General features: G+C 73.4%; 16 protein-coding genes. 12 read left to right on the plus strand and 4 right to left on the minus strand.

What is annotated here, in order from left to right:
- Positions 1-647: CbiX/SirB N-terminal domain-containing protein (locus AB0L25_RS19800; protein ID WP_500174085.1), on the minus strand; the 647-nt coding region annotated here is incomplete at its 3' end.
- Between the two features lie 318 nt (positions 648-965).
- Here AB0L25_RS19800 and AB0L25_RS19805 point away from each other — a divergent pair.
- The 10 genes from AB0L25_RS19805 to AB0L25_RS19850 all read left to right on the plus strand — a co-directional run bounded on the left by AB0L25_RS19805 (position 966) and on the right by AB0L25_RS19850 (position 13,023).
- A complete protein-coding gene (locus tag AB0L25_RS19805) occupies positions 966-3,515 on the plus strand; it encodes a sensor histidine kinase (RefSeq protein WP_500174087.1) in 2,550 nt (849 codons plus the stop codon).
- Complete coding sequence (locus AB0L25_RS19810) at positions 3,512-3,949, plus strand: roadblock/LC7 domain-containing protein (protein ID WP_500174089.1); 438 nt, start codon at positions 3,512-3,514, stop codon at positions 3,947-3,949. Before AB0L25_RS19805 ends, AB0L25_RS19810 begins: the two co-directional genes overlap by 4 nt.
- 1 nt (position 3,950) lies before the next feature.
- Positions 3,951-4,358, plus strand: coding sequence for a DUF742 domain-containing protein (locus AB0L25_RS19815; RefSeq protein WP_500174091.1), 408 nt, complete (start codon positions 3,951-3,953; stop codon positions 4,356-4,358).
- Complete coding sequence (locus AB0L25_RS19820) at positions 4,339-4,944, plus strand: GTP-binding protein (RefSeq protein ID WP_500174092.1); 606 nt, start codon at positions 4,339-4,341, stop codon at positions 4,942-4,944. The genes AB0L25_RS19815 and AB0L25_RS19820 overlap by 20 nt, the downstream gene beginning before the upstream one ends.
- 898 nt (positions 4,945-5,842) lie before the next feature.
- Entirely contained in the window at positions 5,843-7,027 is a 1,185-nt protein-coding gene (locus AB0L25_RS19825; RefSeq protein ID WP_500174093.1) for an ROK family transcriptional regulator, read from the plus strand.
- Between the two features lie 8 nt (positions 7,028-7,035).
- Positions 7,036-8,544, plus strand: a complete 1,509-nt coding sequence (locus tag AB0L25_RS19830; RefSeq protein ID WP_500174095.1) for a sugar ABC transporter ATP-binding protein — start codon at positions 7,036-7,038, stop codon at positions 8,542-8,544.
- Entirely contained in the window at positions 8,541-9,581 is a 1,041-nt protein-coding gene (locus AB0L25_RS19835) for an ABC transporter permease (RefSeq protein WP_500174097.1), read from the plus strand. Before AB0L25_RS19830 ends, AB0L25_RS19835 begins: the two co-directional genes overlap by 4 nt.
- A gap of 52 nt (positions 9,582-9,633) precedes the next feature.
- Complete coding sequence (locus AB0L25_RS19840) at positions 9,634-10,701, plus strand: ABC transporter substrate-binding protein (protein WP_500174099.1); 1,068 nt, start codon at positions 9,634-9,636, stop codon at positions 10,699-10,701.
- Between the two features lie 134 nt (positions 10,702-10,835).
- On the plus strand, positions 10,836-11,990 hold the full coding sequence (locus AB0L25_RS19845; protein WP_500174101.1) for a Gfo/Idh/MocA family protein: 1,155 nt from the start codon (positions 10,836-10,838) through the stop codon (positions 11,988-11,990).
- 1 nt (position 11,991) lies between these two features.
- Complete coding sequence (locus tag AB0L25_RS19850) at positions 11,992-13,023, plus strand: sugar phosphate isomerase/epimerase family protein (RefSeq protein ID WP_500174103.1); 1,032 nt, start codon at positions 11,992-11,994, stop codon at positions 13,021-13,023.
- 15 nt (positions 13,024-13,038) lie between these two features.
- Here AB0L25_RS19850 and AB0L25_RS19855 read toward each other — a convergent pair whose 3' ends face one another.
- The 3 genes from AB0L25_RS19855 to AB0L25_RS19865 are packed head-to-tail and all read right to left on the minus strand — an operon-like array spanning position 13,039 to position 15,327.
- Positions 13,039-13,728, minus strand: coding sequence for a cupin domain-containing protein (locus AB0L25_RS19855; RefSeq protein ID WP_500174105.1), 690 nt, complete (start codon positions 13,726-13,728; stop codon positions 13,039-13,041).
- Positions 13,729-13,757: 29 nt separating this feature from the next.
- Positions 13,758-14,699: an NADP-dependent oxidoreductase gene (locus AB0L25_RS19860; protein ID WP_500174106.1), complete on the minus strand. Its 942-nt coding sequence runs from the start codon at positions 14,697-14,699 to the stop codon at positions 13,758-13,760.
- A 28-nt stretch (positions 14,700-14,727) separates the two neighbouring features.
- A complete protein-coding gene (locus AB0L25_RS19865; protein ID WP_500174107.1) occupies positions 14,728-15,327 on the minus strand; it encodes a Uma2 family endonuclease in 600 nt (199 codons plus the stop codon).
- A gap of 131 nt (positions 15,328-15,458) precedes the next feature.
- On the opposite strand from AB0L25_RS19865, the gene AB0L25_RS19870 reads away from it, so the two are divergent.
- Together AB0L25_RS19870 and AB0L25_RS19875 are read left to right on the plus strand one after the other, a co-directional pair.
- Positions 15,459-16,010, plus strand: coding sequence for a DUF1707 SHOCT-like domain-containing protein (locus AB0L25_RS19870; protein WP_500174108.1), 552 nt, complete (start codon positions 15,459-15,461; stop codon positions 16,008-16,010).
- A gap of 28 nt (positions 16,011-16,038) precedes the next feature.
- A complete protein-coding gene (locus AB0L25_RS19875) occupies positions 16,039-16,887 on the plus strand; it encodes a GNAT family N-acetyltransferase (protein ID WP_500174109.1) in 849 nt (282 codons plus the stop codon).
- The last annotated feature ends 847 nt before the right edge of the window (positions 16,888-17,734 follow it).

Raw genomic sequence — 17,734 nt, forward strand, 5'->3', positions numbered from 1 at the left:
GCGAGTTCGAGCGGGTCGCGCTGCGCAGCGCCGAGTTCGGGGCGATCAACGACGCGCTGCACGACGGGGCGCAACTGACCGACCTCACGCCCGGCCTCCGCCTGCCGCACGGCGTCGGGGCCGCCCGGCGTGGCGACGACGAACCCGGACGCGGCCGTCACCATCGTCATCATCCGGATCCGGTCGGCGCGCGCGAGACCGGCGTCCGCGAGCCGGTCGTGCAGCGCCTCGGCGATCAGCGGGTGCGGGCCCAGCGGTTCGGCGGCGACGGCCGGCACCGGCGCGTTCGCGACGGCCGCGCGGACGGCGCCGTCCAGCGCCGCGTCGGGACCGGTGGACAGCGGGACCACCACCGCCGCGAGCTCCCCCTCCTGCCGCGGCAGCCCGGCGAGGACCCCGTGCAGGGACGCCTCGGCCCCCTCCAGGTGCCCGACGTGGGCGCGCTGGCCGGTGTGCTCGATCTCGACGAGCCGGGCGAGCTCGTCCGCGACCTCCGTGCCGGGGCGCCGGGCGCCGGGAACGGCCAGGACCAGCGCGGGGGATCCGGGGGGCAGCAGGAAGGACTCGTCGCCGCGATGGCGGCCGCCGCGGGGGGTGCGGCGGCGTCGCGACGGAAGTGCCTCGGATGCCTGGCTTTCGGGACTCACGGCGGGCATCGTAACGTCCCGCGCCGCACCTGTCGGCGTCCCGGCCTGATGAGGCGGTATCTGTGACCCTGTCGTGAGGGAGGGGAGACAGACGCGTAGTACCGGGTCACGGGGGAAATGACCGGTCCCATTATCATCGCGGGAACCCTCCGTAACGGGACGCCGACACGAATCCGATGACGCTCGGTCGTCGATCACCCCGAACCCGTGACGTAGTAGGCTCCGCAGACCCCCGTACACGACGCATCGGGAGGTTTCCCCCCGCATGTTCCACCCCCGAGTGCCGAGACCCGAACCCGCGAGCAGGGGCTGTCGACCGTGACGACCTCGCGTTTCTCCTCCATCCGGTCGCGGATCACGCTGCTGCTCCTCGCGCCGCTGCTGGCCGTCGCGTCGCTGTGGGCGTTCCTGACCGCCGTCACCTACGGCGACGCGAACCAGCTCATGCAGGCGCGGGCGTTCCAGGAGAAGGCGGTGCAGCCCACGCAGCGGCTCATCGACGCGCTGCAGAAGGAGCGGCGGCTGTCGATGACCTCGATCGGCAACGGCGGGCCGGAACTGCGCGAACAGCGGCTCGCCACCGACCGGGCCGCCGCCTTCGTGGCCTCCGGCGCCCGGGACGAGGGACTGCGCGAGGACCTGCTGCCCCAGGTGGTCGCCCGGTGGGACGCGCTCGTGAGCGCGCTGCGGTCGCTGGACTCGATCCGCGCCGGCGTCGACCAGGCGACCGACGACCGCGCGACCGTCCTGCGGGACTACACCTCCCTCATCGACGCGGGGTTCGCCGTCTACACCGCCACGACCCCCGGCAACGGCGAGATCACCGCCGACGCGCAGACGCTCGTGCTGATGGGCCGCGCCCGCGAGTTCCTCGCCCGCGAGGACGCGCTGCTGACCGCCGCCCTCGCCGACGGGCGCCTCACCGCCGCCGAGCGCGGCGAGTTCGCCCAGCTCGTCGGCGCGCAGCGGTACCTGTACGAGGACAACGTCAAGAACCTTCCGGGCGCCGGGCGCGAGCAGTACGAGCGGTTCGCCGCGTCCGAGGAGTTCCGCCGCTTCCGCCAGTTCGAGGACCGCGTCGTCCGCGGCGAGGTCCGCGCCGCCCGCACGGCCGGCAACGCGACCGGGACGGCCGGGAACCGGGCCGCGTCGCCCGTCGACCCCGCCGACTGGCGGGCCGCCGCCGACGCCGCCAACGCGGGACTGTTCCGCCTGGAGAACCAGGTCCTGAACGACCTCACCGGGCGCGCCCGCGACATCGCCACGGACGTGTTCGTCCGGCTCGGCGCCGCCGCCGGGCTCGGCCTGCTCGCGGTCGCGCTGTCGGTGTTCATCGCCGCCCGCGTCTCCCGGCGGCTGGTCCGCGAGTGCCGGACGCTCGCCGACGCCGTCGTCGAGTTCACCCAGCGGCGGCTGCCGAAGCTCGCCGAGCAGATCCGCGCCGGCCGTCCCGCCGAGGCCCGCACCCTCCGCGACGAGCACTTCCACATCAACGAGGTCCGGCAGATCGCCGAGTCGTTCGACCGCGCCCACGAGGCCGTCATCGTCGCCGCCGAGGGCGAGATCGCGGCGCGGCGCGGCATCAGCGAGGTCTTCGTGAACCTCGCGCGCCGCAACCAGGCGCTCCTGCACCGGCAGCTCAGCCTCCTCGACACCATGGAGCGCCGCACCGAGGACCCGGCCGAGCTGTCCGACCTGTTCCGCCTCGACCACCTCGCCACCCGCATGCGCCGGCACGCCGAGGGCCTGGTGATCCTCGCGGGCAAGACCGCGGGCCGCGGCTGGCGCCGTCCCGTCCCGCTCGTGGACGTCGTGCGCGGCGCGGTCGCCGAGGTGGAGGACTACCCGCGGGTCCGGGTGCAGCCGCTGCCGCGCGTCGCGCTGCTCGGCTCCGCCGTCGCGGACGTCGTCCACCTGCTGGCGGAGGTCGTGGAGAACGCCACCACGTTCTCGCCGCCGCAGTCGCCGGTGCGGGTCAGCGGGCACCCCGTCGCCAACGGGTTCGCGATCGAGGTCGAGGACCGCGGGCTCGGGATGACCGAGGAGGCCATCCGCGCCGCGAACGCCCGGCTGGCCGACCCGCCCGAGTTCGACCCCACCGACAGCGCCCAGCTCGGCCTGTTCGTCGTCGCGCGGCTCGCCGCACGGCACGACGTCAAGGTCACCCTGCGGCCGTCCCCGTACGGCGGCACGACCGCGATCGCGCTCATCCCCGGCTCCCTCCTGGTGGAGCCCGCCGAGCAGGAGCGGCTCCAGCGCAGGACCAGCGGGCCCATGCCCGCGATCCAGCAGCCGACCGCGGCCCTGACCGCCGGCGCGCGCCCCGCGGAGGAGACGGGCGGCGTCGTCCGGCTCGTCGCCGAGGCGGAGCCCGTCCGGCCGGAACCCGTTCGGCCGGAGCCCGTGCCCGTGCCCGAGCCCGAACCCGAGCCCGTCCGGGCGGAACCCGCGCCGGAGCCCGAACCCGAGCCGCCGCTGAAGGAGGGCGAACTGCCCAAGCGCAGGCGGCAGACGCACCTCGCGCCGCAGCTCAAGGAACGCGTCGACGCCCACCTCGCCGCCCAGGGCCGCACGCCCCCCGAACCCGCCGCGCCGCAGGAGGCGCCGTCCCCGGCGCCCGGCTGGTCCGCGCCGCCGTCCGTCGGCCGGCACGCCGCGCCGCCGCCGGACATGCCGCTGCCCGCGCCCGTCCCCGCCGACGCCGCGCCCGCCGACGTGCCGGACGAGCCCGACGGAGCACGCTCGCCCGAGGCGCTGCGGTCGATGATGTCGGCCATGCAGCAGGGCTGGCAGCGCGGCCGCGACGAGTCGGCGGCCGGCGAACAGACTTCGCAGAACCGAGGCGACCAGGAGGACGACACCCCATGACAGATGCCCAGCACTCCGGCGCGGAGCCCGCTGGCGGCGGCCTGAACTGGCTGCTCGACAGCCTCGTCGACCGTGTCGCGCCCGTGCAGAACGCGGTGGTGCTGTCCAGCGACGGGCTGCTGATGGCCGCGTCGCGCGGGCTCGCCGACGAGGAGTCGGCCCACCTCTCGGCCGTCGCCGCGAGCTTCCAGAGCCTCGCGCGCGGCGCCGGCGAGTCGTTCGGCGGCGGCCCGGTCCGGCAGACGATCGTGGAGATGGAGTCGTCGTTCCTGTTCGTCACCGCCGCCGGGCGCGGCGCGTGCCTGGCCGTGCTCGCCGACGCCGACGCCGACCTCGGGATCATCGCCTACGAGATGGCGATGCTCGTCACCCGCGTCGGCCAGCACCTGTCGGCCGACCCCCGCGTCGCGGCGGTCGAGCCGGGCGGCGGCTGACATGGAACGCTCGGAGGGGGCGGGCTGGTACGACGACGCGGCCGGGCCCGTCGTCCGCCCGTACGCGCTCACCGGCGGACGGACGCACCACGACGACGCCGACCAGTTCGACATGGTCGCCCTGATCGTCGCCGCACCGCGCCCGGCGGGCGACCCGGAGGGCGACCGCGGCCCCGCGTCCGGGTGGGCGCCGGAGCCGGAACATGACATGATCTTGGAGCTTTGCCGCACCCCGTTGTCGGTTGTCGAGATAGCGTCGGATCTGGAACTTCCCCTCGGAGTCGTCCGGGTCCTGCTCGGCGACCTGCTCGACCACTCGCTGATCGAGGTTCGACGCCCCGCGCCGGTGGCGCAGTTCCCCAGCGAGCGCGTACTCAAGGAAGTGATCGATGGAATCCGTGCGCTCTGACGCGGTCGCCTCGGCGGGCGATTCCGCGCTGACCGTCAAGATCCTGGTCGCCGGTGGTTTCGGCGTCGGCAAGACCACCCTGGTGAGCGCCGTCAGCGAGATCCGGCCGCTGCGCACCGAGGAGTCCCTGACCGAGAAGAGCATCGGGATCGACGACACCAGCGCCGTCTCCCAGAAGACGACGACGACCGTCGCGATGGACTTCGGCCGCATCACGCTGCCGAACGGCCTGGTGCTCTTCGTGTTCGGAACCCCCGGCCAGGACCGTTTCTGGTTCATGTGGGACGAACTGGCCAAGGGCGCCCTCGGCGCGGTCGTGCTGGTCGACACCCGCCGGCTGGCCGACTGCTTCGCGTCCGTGGACTACTTCGAGCGGCGCGGCGTCCCGTTCATCATCGGGGTGAACCGCTTCGACGGCGCCGGGCACCACCCGCCCGAACAGGTCCGCGACGCGCTCGACCTGCCCCCGGACGTCCCGGTGATCTCCTGCGACGTCCGGGACCGGGAGGACGCCAAGCGCGTTCTCATCACCCTGGTCGAACACATCATGCGAACCATGAGCACCCAGCGCGCCGTGTCTCACTAGCACCACCCTCGGCGTCAGGCCGCCGGGCGGCCTTCCTGCAACGGGCGGCGCGTGCGATAGCTGCATCGCTCCGACTCGCCCAGGGGCTCGCTGCGCGATCAGGTTCTCGCAAGCTCGAACCCGCCTTCGGTCGCGATCGCAGTGGCCCGGGCCCGCTCGGGCCAGGGTGACGGCCGATGGCGGCATGGCCACACGCGGGAAGCGCGCCCCCAGCGCGCGAACCCGCGACGCCGCTTCGCCCGACGGCGGGTGACGCACCACGGCGGCCTCGGCCCCGGGCCCGAAAGGACCCACCGCCGAGGCCGCCACCACCATGCCCACCCCCACCCGCGCGCGCCCGCCCGCGCGCGCCTACCCGCCGCGCCCGTTCCGCGCCCCACCCGTTCCGCGCCGCGCCGCCCCGCGCCGTGCCGCGCCGCCCCGCGCCGTGCCGTGCCGCCCGTTCTGCGCCGACTGACGCCCGTGCCGTGCTGCGCGGCCGTGTCGCGATGTTGCCGCGCGCTGGCGGGCGTTCGGTGCGCCGCCTTGGTCGGGCGCCGCTGAGCAGACGCCGCCGCGCCGCACTTCGTCGCCCGGTTCTGCGGCGGCCGGAATGACTGGGCGGCATGACGGCGGCTGATCGGCCGTGCGGTCGTCGGGCGTGGTCGGTGGGCGCCGCGGGGCCGTGATCGTCCGAGGGCGCCGCGAGTCGAGGCGGCGGGCGAGGCGGGAGCGGCGAACGCGGCGGCGGTGGGGCTTTGTCTTTTGAGTGGAAAAAGTTCGGGTGATCTCGCGGAAAGGTCTTCTCAACGCGGCGAAAGCCGGTTACGTTCTCGGCACGACCGGCGCGGCCGGCCCGTTCGGGGGCCGGGTCCGTGAGTCCGGTGCTGCGTGGACCCGGAGGGACGGCGAGATGCGCATGACGGCTCGTCCGCAGAACGTGCATCAGGCACGACTGCTGCGGCTGCTGCGCGACGAGGGGCCGCGGTCGCGGGCCGAGCTGGGCGACGTCGTCCGGCTCTCGCGGTCCAAGCTCGCGGTCGAGCTGGACCGGCTCGTGGAGCTCGGGCTCGTCGAGGGGGCGGGCCTGGCGGCGTCGCGGGGCGGGCGCAGGTCGGGCATCGTGCGGCTGTCGCCGCGGCTGCGGTTCGTCGCGTTCGACATCGGCGCGACGTCGATCGACGTCGCGGTCACCGACGGGGAGCTCGAGGTGCTCGGGCACGTCAACGAGCCGTGCGACGTGCGGCAGGGCGCGACGGTCGTCTTGGACCGGGCGCTCGACCTGCTCGGCAAGCTCCGGGACCAGGGGCTCATCGACGGGCAGGTGCACGGGACGGGCATCGGCGTTCCGGGGCCGGTCAGCTTCCGCGACGGCATGCCGGTCGTGCCGCCGATCATGCCCGGCTGGGACCGGTTCCCGGTGCGGGACGCGATCGGGCAGGAGCTCGGCTGCCCGGTGCTCGTCGACAACGACGTGAACCTGATGGCGCTCGGCGAGCTGACGTCCGGGGTGGCGCGGTCGGTGGACGACTTCCTGCTCGTCAAGATCGGGACGGGCATCGGCTGCGGCATCGTGGTGGACGGCGCGATCTACCGGGGTGTCTCGGGCAGTGCGGGCGACATCGGGCACATCCGCGTCGACGACGACGGGCCGGTGTGCGCGTGCGGCAACGCCGGATGTCTCGAGGCGTACTTCGGCGGCGCGGCGCTGGCGCGGGACGCGGCGGCGGCCGCGGCGTCGGGCGAGTCCGCTCATCTCGCGGCGCTGCTGGAGACGCACGGCGAGCTGACGGGCGAGCACGTGTCGATCGCGGCGGCGGCGGGCGATCCCGCGTCGGTGCGGATCATCCGCGAGGGTGGGCGCCACGTCGGCCAGGTGCTCGCCGGGCTCGTCAGCTTCTTCAACCCCGGACTGGTGATCATCGCGGGCGGCGTCGCGGGGCTCGGCCACACGCTGCTGGCCGAGATCCGCAGCGTCGTCTACCGCCGGTCGGCTCCGCTCGCCACCGGCAACCTGCCCATCGTGCTGTCCGAGCTCGCCGGCGCCGCCGGCGTGGTCGGCGGCGCCCGGCTCATCAGCGACCACGTCTTCTCCACCGCCTAGGAGTCCCGATGGGCGAACCCCTGCTGCGGATGCGCGGCATCGTCAAGCAGTTCCCCGGCGTCCGCGCCCTGGACGGCGTCGACCTCGACGTCCTCCCGGGCGAGGTGCACTGCCTGCTCGGGCAGAACGGCGCCGGCAAATCCACGTTGATCAAGGTTCTCGCGGGCGCGCACCAGCCGGACGAGGGCGAGATCGTCCTCGACGGTGAGACGGTGCGGCTCGCGGGGCCCACGGCGGCCATGCGCGCCGGAATCGCCACCATCTACCAGGAACTCGACCTGGTGGACGGCCTGTCGGTGGCGGACAACATCTTCCTCGGCCACGAGAAGGCGTCGTTCGGGTTCACCCGGCGGGGCGACGCCGAGCGGGCGGCGCGCGAGCTGCTCGGCCGGCTCGGGCACGGGGAGATCCCGCCGCGCCGGGAGGCCGGCCGGCTCCCGGCGGCGGGCAAGCAGGTCGTCAGCATGGCGCGGGCGCTGTCCCACGAGGCGAAGCTGATCGTGATGGACGAGCCGTCGGCGGCGCTCGCGCACGACGAGGTCGACAACCTGTTCCGCATCATCCGCGAGCTGACGGCGGCGGGCGTCGCCGTCGTCTACATCTCGCACCGGCTGGAGGAGATCCGCGAGATCGGCGACCGGGTGACCGTGCTGAAGGACGGACGGTCGGTCGCGAACGGGCTCCCCGCGAAGACGACGTCGACCGACAAGGTCGTGTCGCTGATGACCGGACGGGACGTCGAGTACGTCTTCCCCGAGCGGGGCGAGGCGCCCGACGGCCCGGAGGTCCTGCGCGTCGAGGACCTGACCGTCCCGGGCGCGTTCGCGGACGTGTCGCTGACGGTGCGGGCCGGCGAGATCGTCGGCCTCGCGGGGCTCGTCGGGTCGGGCCGCTCGGAGATCCTCGAGACGATCTACGGGATGCGGCGTCCCGCGAAGGGCCGGGTCCTCGTGGACGGGCGCCGCGTGCGGCCGGGCGACACGGGCGCGGCCGTCCGGCGCGGCATGGGCATGGCGCCGGAGGAGCGCAAGAGCCAGGCGCTGCTGCCGAACGAGACCGTCGCGGCGAACGTGACCGTCGCGGGGCTCGGCCGGTACTCGCGGCTGGGCTGGTTCGACCGGCGGCGGGAGCAGGACGACGTGCGGCGGCAGATCGCGTCGCTCGACATCCGGCCGCCCGACCCGAGGCGTCCCGTGGTGACCCTCTCGGGCGGCAACCAGCAGAAGGTCGTGCTGGCCCGCTGGCTGCTGGGTTCCGACGACCTGCGGCTGCTGATCCTCGACGAGCCCACCCGGGGAGTCGACGTCGGCGCGCGCGCGGAGCTGTACGCGGTGATCCGGGAGCTGGCCGGGCGCGGCATCGCGGTGCTGCTGGTGTCCAGCGAGGTGCCGGAGGTGCTCGGGCTGGCCGACCGGGTCTTGGTCGTCCGGGAGGGACGGGTCGTGCACACCGGCGACGCCCGCGACCTCGACGAGGCCGCCGTACTCAACATGATCATGGAAGGAAGCGCGTTGTGAGCGATGCGGGCGTGGACGAGCGCGGCGAGGCGCCCGTCTCGGTGGGCAAGGAGGCACCGGCCGCCAAGGCCGCGGACGTCCCGTGGTGGCGGCGCCCGCCGCTGGACGACACCCGGCACCTCGGGCTCGTCCTGGCGCTGCTGCTGCTGTGCGCCGTCGGGGCGATCACGGAGCCGGACAACTTCCTCACCACCGGCAACATGGTCGGCATCCTGGTGCTGGCCGCGACCATCGGCGTGATCACGGTCGGCCAGACGTTCGTCATCATCGGCGGCGGCATCGACCTGTCGGTCGGGTCGGTGATGGCGCTGGCGTCGGTGTGGGCGACGACCGTCGCGACGCAGTCGTACGGGCCGTGGGTCATGGCGATGTGCGCGATCCTCGTCGGGACCGGCGCGGGCGTCGTCAGCGGGCTGCTGATCTCCTACGGACGCCTGGTGCCGTTCATCGCGACGCTGGCGATGCTCGTCGCCGCGCGCGGCCTGGCGCAGCGGCTCTCCGACCGCAAGACGCAGCTCGTGCAGCAGGAGAACAACGCGATCGTGGAGCTGTCCACGACGAAGGTGCTCGGGCTGCCGCTGGTCGTCTACATCTTCCTGGCCGTCGGCGCCGCCGGCTGGGTGCTGCTGAACCGCACCACGTTCGGCCGCCGGACGTTCGCGGTCGGCGGCAACCCGGAGGCCGCGCGGCTCGCCGGCATCGACGTCCGCCGCCACACGGTGCTGCTGTACGCGCTGTCCGGGTTCTGCTGCGGTGTCGCGGCGCTCATCATCATGGCCCGGACGACGACCGGGTCGAGCACGCACGGCGACCTGTACGAGCTGGACGCCATCGCCGCCGTGATCATCGGTGGGACGCTGCTGACCGGCGGCCGCGGCACCGTCATCGGCTCGATCCTCGGCGTGCTGGTGTTCACGCTCATCACGAACCTGTTCATCCTCAACGGCCTGCAGACCAGCGACCAGCTGATCGCGAAGGGCGCGATCATCGTCGTCGCCGTGCTGCTGCAGCGCCGGGCGCTGCGCTCGCCCACCTGACGTCCCCCCGCCCCGATCCCGCGTCACCCCACCCCCCGATCAGGAGCACGACATGCGCGATCAGAGCAGCCCGTCCCGTCCGAGCCGCAGAGGCGTCCTGTTCGGCGGCGCCGTCGTCGCCGCCGGCACCCTCGCCGCGGCCTGCACCAGCAACGCCGAGCCGGACGACGGCAACACCGCCGCCCGGGCCGGCACGCTGGCCGGCGACAACGACAAGCCCGGCAAGAAGGTCACGATCGGGTTCTCCGCCCCGGCCGCCGACCACGGCTGGATGGCGGCGATCGCCAAGGACGCCGAGGCGCAGGCCAAGAAGTACACCGACGTGAACTGGAAGCCGGTCGAACCGACCAACGACATCAACCAGCAGATCTCCGCCGTCGAGTCGCTGATCCAGGCGAAGGTCAACGCGCTGGTGATCCTGCCGAACGACGGCGAGCAGCTGAACCAGGTCGCCCGCAAGGCGATGGACGCCGGCATCCCGGTGATCAACCTGGACCGCGTCTTCCCCGACAAGCTGTCGTACCGGACGTGGCTCGGCGGCGACAACTACGGCATGGGCGTGTCCGCGGGCCACTACATCGGCAAGAAGCTGAAGGACGAGGGCGTCTCGAACCCGGTGATCGTCGAGGTGCAGGGCATCGCGACGCTGCCGCTCACCCAGGAGCGCAGCAAGGGCTTCGCGGACACGCTGAAGACCTACGGGTTCTCGGTCACCGACAGCCAGGCCGCGGAGTTCACCGTGGAGTCCGGCAACGAGGTCACCAGCAACCTGCTGTCGGCTCACAAGAAGATCGACGCGCTGTGGAACCACGACGACGACCAGGGCGTCGGCGTCCTCGCCGCGATCACGCAGTCCGGACGGAACGAGTTCTTCATGGTCGGCGGCGCCGGTTCCGCCAACGCCATGCGGGAGATCAAGAAGGGCGGGGTGCTGGAGGCGACCGTCACCTACCCGCCGACGATGGCGGGTTCGGCGGTCAAGCTGGCGCGGCTGATCGCGCAGGGCAAGGGCATGGCCGACCTCGTGGAGCTGCAGGTCCCGCAGTCGATCACGCTGGCGTCCGAGACGATCACCAAGGCGAACGTCGACACGTACATGCCGCTCGGCTTCGAGTCGTAGGCGGCTCCGAGCCGTAGGCGGCCGCGCGTCGCAGGCGGCCGCGCCCGCGTCCCGGACCCGTCCGAGCCGTCCCGGGACGCGCCCGCCGAGACCCGGCGGGCGCGTCCCGGGCGATACAGAGAGGTGAGCAGGAAATGACGACCGTCGGAGTCGGGATGGTCGGGCATGCGTTCATGGGGCGCGCCCACTCCCAGGCGTGGCGCAGCGTCGGGCCGTTCTTCGGTCCGCCGCTGACCCCCGTGATGACCGCCCTGGCCGGGCGCGACGCCGAGCGCACGTCCGCCGCGGCGCGCGCGCTGGGGTGGGCGTCGGCCGAGACCGACTGGAAGGAACTGCTGCGCCGCGACGACGTCCAGCTCGTCGACGTCTGCACGCCGGGCGACAGCCACGCCGAGATCGCGGTCGCCGCGCTGGACGCGGGCAAGCACGTGCTGTGCGAGAAGCCCCTCGCGAACACGGTCGCCGAGGCCGAGGCGATGGTCGCGGCGGCCGAGCGGGCCCGGGAGCGGGGCGTCCGGTCGATGGTCGGGTTCAACTACCGGCGCGTCCCGGCGGTGACGCTGGCGCGCCGCCTGGTCGCCGAGGGCCGCATCGGGACCGTCCGGCAGATCCGGGCGCAGTACCTGCAGGACTGGCTGACCGACCCCGAATCCCCGCACACCTGGCGGTTGGACCGTGACAGGGCCGGGTCGGGCGCGCTGGGCGACATCGGCGCGCACATCATCGACACCGCCCAGTTCGTCACCGGGCAGCTGCTGACCGGCGTGACCGCGCTGACCGAGACCTTCACCCACGAGCGGCCCCTGCCGGGCGGCGGGACGGCCCCGGTCACCGTGGACGACGCCGCGCTGTTCCTGGCCCGGACGGACGGCGGCGCGGTCGCGTCGTTCGAGGCGACGCGGGTGGCGGCGGGCCGCAAGAACGCGCTGCGGATCGAGGTGAGCGGCTCGGCGGGGGCGTTGTCGTTCGATCTGGAGTCGCTGAACGAGCTGTGGCTGTTCGACGCGGCCGAGGACGCGGCGACCGCCGGGTTCCGCCGGATCGTCGTCACCGAGGACGTGCACCCGTACGCGGGGGCGTGGTGGCCGCCCGGTCACATGCTCGGCTACGAGCACACCTTCACCCACCAGATGGCCGACCTGCTCACCGCGATCGCCGAGGGCACCGACCCGGCGCCGTCGTTCGCCGACGGGCTGCGGGTTCAGCGGGTGCTGGCGGCCGTCGAGCGCAGCGCCGCCGAGAACGGCGGCTGGACCACCGTCGAACCCACCGTTGAAGGGAACGCGTGACATGCCGGACAACATGCCCGACAAGGCGGCACGGCCGATCACCCTGTTCACCGGCCAGTGGGCGGACCTGCCGTTCGAGGAGGTCTGCCGGCTGGCGTCCGGCTGGGGGTACGAGGGCCTGGAGATCGCCTGCTGGGGCGACCACTTCGAGGTCGACAAGGCCCTGGCCGACGACTCCTACATCCCCCGCAAGCTCGAGACGCTCGCCAAGCACGACCTGAAGGTGTGGGCGATCTCCAACCACCTGGTCGGGCAGGCCGTCTGCGACATCCCCGACGAGCGCCACCAGGCGATCCTGCCCGAGCGGATCTGGGGCGACGGCGAGGCCGAGGGGATCCGGACGCGCGCCGCCGAGGAGATCAAGGACACCGCGCGGGCCGCCGCGAAACTCGGCGTCGACACCGTCATCGGGTTCACCGGCTCGTCGATCTGGCACACCGTCGCGATGTTCCCGCCCACCCCCGAGGCGATGATCGAGCGCGGCTACGCCGACTTCGCCGACCGGTGGAACCCGATCCTGGACGTCTTCGACGAGGTCGGCGTCCGGTTCGCGCACGAGGTCCACCCGAGCGAGATCGCCTACGACTACCACTCGACCGTCCGGACGCTCGAGGCGATCGGCCACCGTCCCGCGTTCGGCCTCAACTTCGACCCGTCCCACTTCGTCTGGCAGGAACTCGACGTCGTGGGGTTCCTGTTCGACTTCCGCGACCGGATCTACCACGTCGACTGCAAGGACACCAAGGTCCGCACCGGCGACGGCCGCCGCGGCCGCCTGTCGTCCCACCTTCCGTGGGGCGACTTGCGGCGCGGCTGGGACTTCATCTCCACCGGCCGCGGCGACGTCCCGTGGGAGGACGTGTTCCGCGCCCTCAACGCCATCGGCTACGACGGCCCCGTCTCCATCGAATGGGAGGACGCGGGCATGGACCGCCTGCAGGGCGCGCCCGAAGCGCTCCAGTTCGTCCGCGCCCTCAACGCGATGGAGCCGCCGACGGCGTCGTTCGACAGCGCCTTCGCCAAGGACGACTAGGGCGCGCGAGGGCGGCTAGGCGCGGAAGTCGGCGAAGTCGAAGCCGGGGGAGACCACGCAGCTCACGAGGACCTCCTCCGGCCCCGCCGGCCGCGCCGCCTGCCACGTCCCGGCGGGGACGACCGCCTGCGGCTCCTGCCCGGCCGCGACGTCCCCGCCGACGACGACCGTCCGGTCCTCGCGGGGGCTCTCCCCGGTGCCGCCCAGCACGAGGTGCAGCGGTCCGCCGCGGTGCCACAGCCACAGCTCGGCGGACCGCACCACGTGCCACATCGACTCCTCGCCCGGCGGCAGCAGGAAGTAGATGCCGGTCGCGCTCGCCCGCTCGCCCGGGTAGCCGTCCGGGACGAACCGGACGTCCGAGCGCCACGTCTCCCGGTACCAGCCGCCCTCCGGGTGGGGCAGCAGGTCGAGCGCCGCGGCCGTCGCGGGACGGTCGAGGACCGCCGCGTGCCGTCCGTCCGGGCCGCGCCGCAGGTACCGGACGGACGTCGCGGTCGTCCGGTCGATCACGGCCTGCGGCGGGCGGATCCCCGGGGCCGGGTCGAGCGTGATCGCGAGGACCTGGCCGTCCGGGAACGCGTCGTCGGCGACCGCGAGGGCGTCCTGTTCCTCCTCCGGCGCCCACACACCCCCCGCCTCGGACAGGACGAACCGTGGTCCCGGCTGCGCGCGCCAGCCGTCCAATGTCGTGAGCAGCAGCATGATCACAACCTAGAGGTCGGGCGGCGGCGTCAGACCATGGTCAGGACGATCTTGCCGGTGACGTGGCCCGTCTCACCTCGCTCGTGCGCGCGCGCCGCCTCCTCCAGCGGGAAAACCGCGTCGATCTCGGCGTGCAGCCTCCCGGCCTCCGCGAGGGCCGCTATCTGCCGCATCGCGTGATGGTCCGGCTCGACAAGAAGCTGCTCCCAGCGCACCCCGGCGTCCTCGGCCGCGCCCGCGAACCCCTCCTCGGCGTTGCGCAGCAGCGACACCAGGACGCCGCCGGGCCGCAGCACGCGCAGCGACCGCGTCCCGTACTCGCCGCCGATCGGGTCGAGCACCACGTCGACGTCCTTCGCGACCTCGGCGAAGTCCGCCGAGGTGTAGTCGATCGGCTCGTCCACCCCGATCCGCCGCAGGAACCCGTGCTTGCCCCCGCTGGCCGTCCCGAGCACCTCCGCGCCGCGCGCCTTCGCGATCTGCACCGCCAGGTGCCCGACCCCGCCGGCCGCCGCGTGCACCAGCACCCGCCGTCCCTCCCGGACCCCGGCCGTGTCGACCAGCGACTGCCACGCGGTCAGCGCCGCCAGCGGCAGCGCGCCCGCCTGCACGTGGTCGATGTTCGCGGGCTTGCGGACGAACGTCCGCGACGGCGCCGTCACGTAGTCGGCGTGCGCGCCGACCCCGAACGGGTACCGCAGCATCCCGAACACCTCGTCGCCCGGCTTGTGGATCGTCACCCCGACGCCGACCGCCTCGACCACGCCCGACACGTCCCAGCCCAGCGTGAACGGCGGGTCGAGGAAGCCCTTGCCGGCCCGGTGCTTCCAGTCGGTCGGGTTCACCCCCGCCGCGTGCACCCGGACCAGCACCTCCGTGGGCCCCGGAACCGGCCGGTCGACCTCCACCAGCCGCAGCACGTCCGGCCCGCCCGTCACGTCCTGCCGGACCGCTCGCATCTTCTCGCTCATCGTCCCCTCGTTTCCCTCGACGGGGCGATCATTCCATTTCGGACAGCCGGGCCGGATCGAAGGCGATCGGGAACGGCCGCTCCACCTCGACCGTCTCCCCGGCCCGGACCCGGCGGACGATCTCGTACCGTCCGTCCGCGAGCTCCATCAGCGTCAGCGCCGGACGCGGCTCCAGATCGACGAGCCAGTAGTGCGGGATCCCCGTCGCCGCGTACTCCTCGACCTTGCGCACCCGGTCCGTCTGCTCGTTCCCGGTGCGCGGCGTCACGACCTCGGCGACGAAGATCAGATCGGGCCCGTAGTACGTGCGGGTGCGGCGTTCGAGCGCCAGCCGCGCGACGTCGCGCGCGACCGCGAACACGTCCGGCCTGCGGATGCCCGCGCGGGTCGTCACGTCCTGCGGCGCTCCCGCCACGTGGACGTCCGCGTCGGCCTGCCGGGCCGCGTCCCTGAGGATCTCCTTCAGCCGGTCGGCGGCATGGTCGTGCCAGACGTCGCCCGGCAGCTCGGTCAGCCATCCGTCGGCGAGTTCGTAGCGCCGCCCGTCCTCGGGCAGCGCGTCCAGGTCGTACAGCGTGTAAGGGCCGTGCGCGCGGCCGAGCGTCCCCCCGGTGGCGGCTACGTGCATGTCCGAAACCTAGCGCGGCGGACGTCCGTCGAGCATGATCACGCGGCGGGGTGGCCGGATTTGGCGATATGTCTCGATGATCGGAGCCGCCCGGGTTAAGATACATCTCGTCTTCTCGAAGGAGAGATGCGATGAGCGTCGAGCACCAGCCCCTCCGCGCCTCCGACCGCGACCGCGACGAGGTCCTCGTCCGGCTCCACACCGCCTACGCCGAAGGCCGGCTCAGCGAGACGGAACTGGACGAGCGCATCGACCTGACCCTCGCCGCGCGCACCCACGACGACCTCGGCCGCGTGTCGGCCGACCTCCCCGGCACCGCCGCACCCGCCGGCCCCGGATCCCCAGCGGGCCGCCTGCAGGTCGCGTACAAGGACACCGTCACGCGCGCCGGCCGCTGGCGCGTCCCCGACACGTTCACGTCCGTCGTTTACAAGGGCCGCGCCCTGCTCGACCTGCGCGTCGCCGAACTCACCGAACCCGTCACGACCCTCCGCGTCGTCGCGTACAAGTCGACCGTCGAGATCGTCGTCCCGCCGGCCGTCCGCGTCGAGATCTCCGGGATGGGCGTCTCCACGGACGTGCACGGCACCCCGGCCGCCGGCGCACCGGTCGTCCGCGTGCAGGGAATCGCGTACAAGGGCCGCATCGAGACGCGCGGGACCCGCGAATACTCCGTTGCCTGACCGGGGCCGTCCCGGCAGTATGCTCGCCGTGGACGGACCCCGCACGACCGCAACGGACGACCTGCGCGCGATGCAGGACCTCGCCGCCCGCGTCTTCCCCGCCACCGGCTTCCGCCACATCGGCGACCTCGCCTGGTCCGCGACCCTGCACGACGACGCCCCCACCGCGCTCTGGACCCGCGACGGCCGCACCCTCGCCTGGGCCCGGCTCGAACCCCCGGACGGCCTCCAACTCCAGGTCGACCCCGCACACCCCGACCTGGCCCAGGCCGTCCTCGCATGGGCCGAACGCACCGGATCGCCCCCGCTGACCGTCGAAGCGGCCGCGACCGAACCCGTCCTGACCGCCGCACTCGAACGACGCGGCTACACCCGCGCCCGCACCGGCCCGTACCTCGTGTGCCTCGGCCGTCCGCTCGCCGCGCCACCGGTCGTCCCGCTCCCCGACGGCTACACCCTGCGTCCCGCCGTCACCGACATCGCGGGCCGCGCGGCCGCCCACCGCGCCGCCTTCGCGTCCACCCGGATCACCACGGAACGCCACGCCCGCATGACCGAAACCCCGCCGTACCGTCCCGAACTCGACCTCATCGCCGTCTCGTCCGACGGCGAGGTCGCCGCGTACTGCCAGGGCTGGTACGACGAGACGAACGCGGTCGGCGAGTTCGAACCCGTCGGAACCCACCCGGACCACCGCCGCCGGGGCCTCGCCCGCGCCGTCTGCACCGCGGTGCTGCACGCGTTCGCCGCCGCAGGCGCCCGCCGCGCCGTCGTCTACGCACGCGGCGACACCGCCTACCCCGTCCCCCGACGTCTGTACGAGTCGATGGGCTTCACCGCATACACCCGAACCCACACGTACACGGGCCCAAGGTAAAGCCCCCGCCCCACCAAGTGCCGCCCCCGCGCCCCGCACGCCGGACGCAGGACAGCCCACCCGCCGCATCGTCCTCCGGTTGCCCAGCCCCACAGGCCGGTTTGCCCACAGCTTCGGTTCGCCCACACGCCTGATGCGTCCACACAACCGGTGTGTTCACACGCCCGGTGCGCGCACATGCCTGGTGCGCCCGCCGCTGGGCGACTGGGCGGACCTACGGGTGGCCGGTCACGTACTCGCGTGTGGAGGGCCTCGACGGCCCGATATTGCGGCATGCGTTCGAGTGGCTACGGATTCGAGCGGCTCGGGTGCCCTATCGCTAATGCCGCCGAAGGTCACGGTGTGTCTATTCGGGTCGACTCTTCGGCATATTTCGGCTGTTGCCCGTGAAAGGTGATAGAACCCTCACGCGGCCCGATCGGCCGCCGTTCACCTCAATGTCCGAACAGGCCGCCATGTGGCGCGGTTTGATGGTGTGCCATCACCAATGGCCCGAAAAGGAGCGCGTGTGACGGCGAGGAGCCCGCAGCAGGACGAGGCCCGCTCCGAAGACCCGGCCGACTCCCGCGAGATCCGGCGCCGCCTGACGTTCGGTGTCGCCGCCGACCTCGCGGCGTCCCTGTCTCCCTGGCAACGCGCCCTTCGGGCCTGGCGCGCCGCCGGGATCCCGTGGCGCCACGCGCCCGAACCCGACGAGCCGTCCGCCGCGAAGCCCGACAGCAGCGAGAGCACCCGTTTCCGCCCGTCGGCGCCCACCTCCCCGTCCGAACCCCCCGCGAAGTCCGAGCAGGCGTCGAGTGAGGCAGCGTCGGCGGGTGTGTCGGGTGCCTCGGTACCGCCGGACGCT

It is taken from the genome of Spirillospora sp. NPDC052242 (assembly GCF_040679555.1).
GTDB lineage: Bacteria > Actinomycetota > Actinomycetes > Streptosporangiales > Streptosporangiaceae > Spirillospora.

Excerpts from the sequence above, each read along its gene's own strand:
- AB0L25_RS19810 (WP_500174089.1), top strand. The coding sequence starts at position 3,512 with ATGACAGATGCCCAGCACTCCGGCGCGGAGCCCGCTGGCGGCGGCCTG.
- AB0L25_RS19815 (WP_500174091.1), top strand. The coding sequence starts at position 3,951 with ATGGAACGCTCGGAGGGGGCGGGCTGGTACGACGACGCGGCCGGGCCC.
- AB0L25_RS19820 (WP_500174092.1), top strand. The coding sequence starts at position 4,339 with ATGGAATCCGTGCGCTCTGACGCGGTCGCCTCGGCGGGCGATTCCGCG.
- AB0L25_RS19825 (WP_500174093.1), top strand. The coding sequence starts at position 5,843 with ATGACGGCTCGTCCGCAGAACGTGCATCAGGCACGACTGCTGCGGCTG.
- AB0L25_RS19830 (WP_500174095.1), top strand. The coding sequence starts at position 7,036 with ATGGGCGAACCCCTGCTGCGGATGCGCGGCATCGTCAAGCAGTTCCCC.
- AB0L25_RS19840 (WP_500174099.1), top strand. The coding sequence starts at position 9,634 with ATGCGCGATCAGAGCAGCCCGTCCCGTCCGAGCCGCAGAGGCGTCCTG.
- AB0L25_RS19845 (WP_500174101.1), top strand. The coding sequence starts at position 10,836 with ATGACGACCGTCGGAGTCGGGATGGTCGGGCATGCGTTCATGGGGCGC.
- AB0L25_RS19850 (WP_500174103.1), top strand. The coding sequence starts at position 11,992 with ATGCCGGACAACATGCCCGACAAGGCGGCACGGCCGATCACCCTGTTC.
- AB0L25_RS19855 (WP_500174105.1), bottom strand. The coding sequence starts at position 13,728 with ATGCTGCTGCTCACGACATTGGACGGCTGGCGCGCGCAGCCGGGACCA.
- AB0L25_RS19860 (WP_500174106.1), bottom strand. The coding sequence starts at position 14,699 with ATGAGCGAGAAGATGCGAGCGGTCCGGCAGGACGTGACGGGCGGGCCG.
- AB0L25_RS19865 (WP_500174107.1), bottom strand. The coding sequence starts at position 15,327 with ATGCACGTAGCCGCCACCGGGGGGACGCTCGGCCGCGCGCACGGCCCT.
- AB0L25_RS19870 (WP_500174108.1), top strand. The coding sequence starts at position 15,459 with ATGAGCGTCGAGCACCAGCCCCTCCGCGCCTCCGACCGCGACCGCGAC.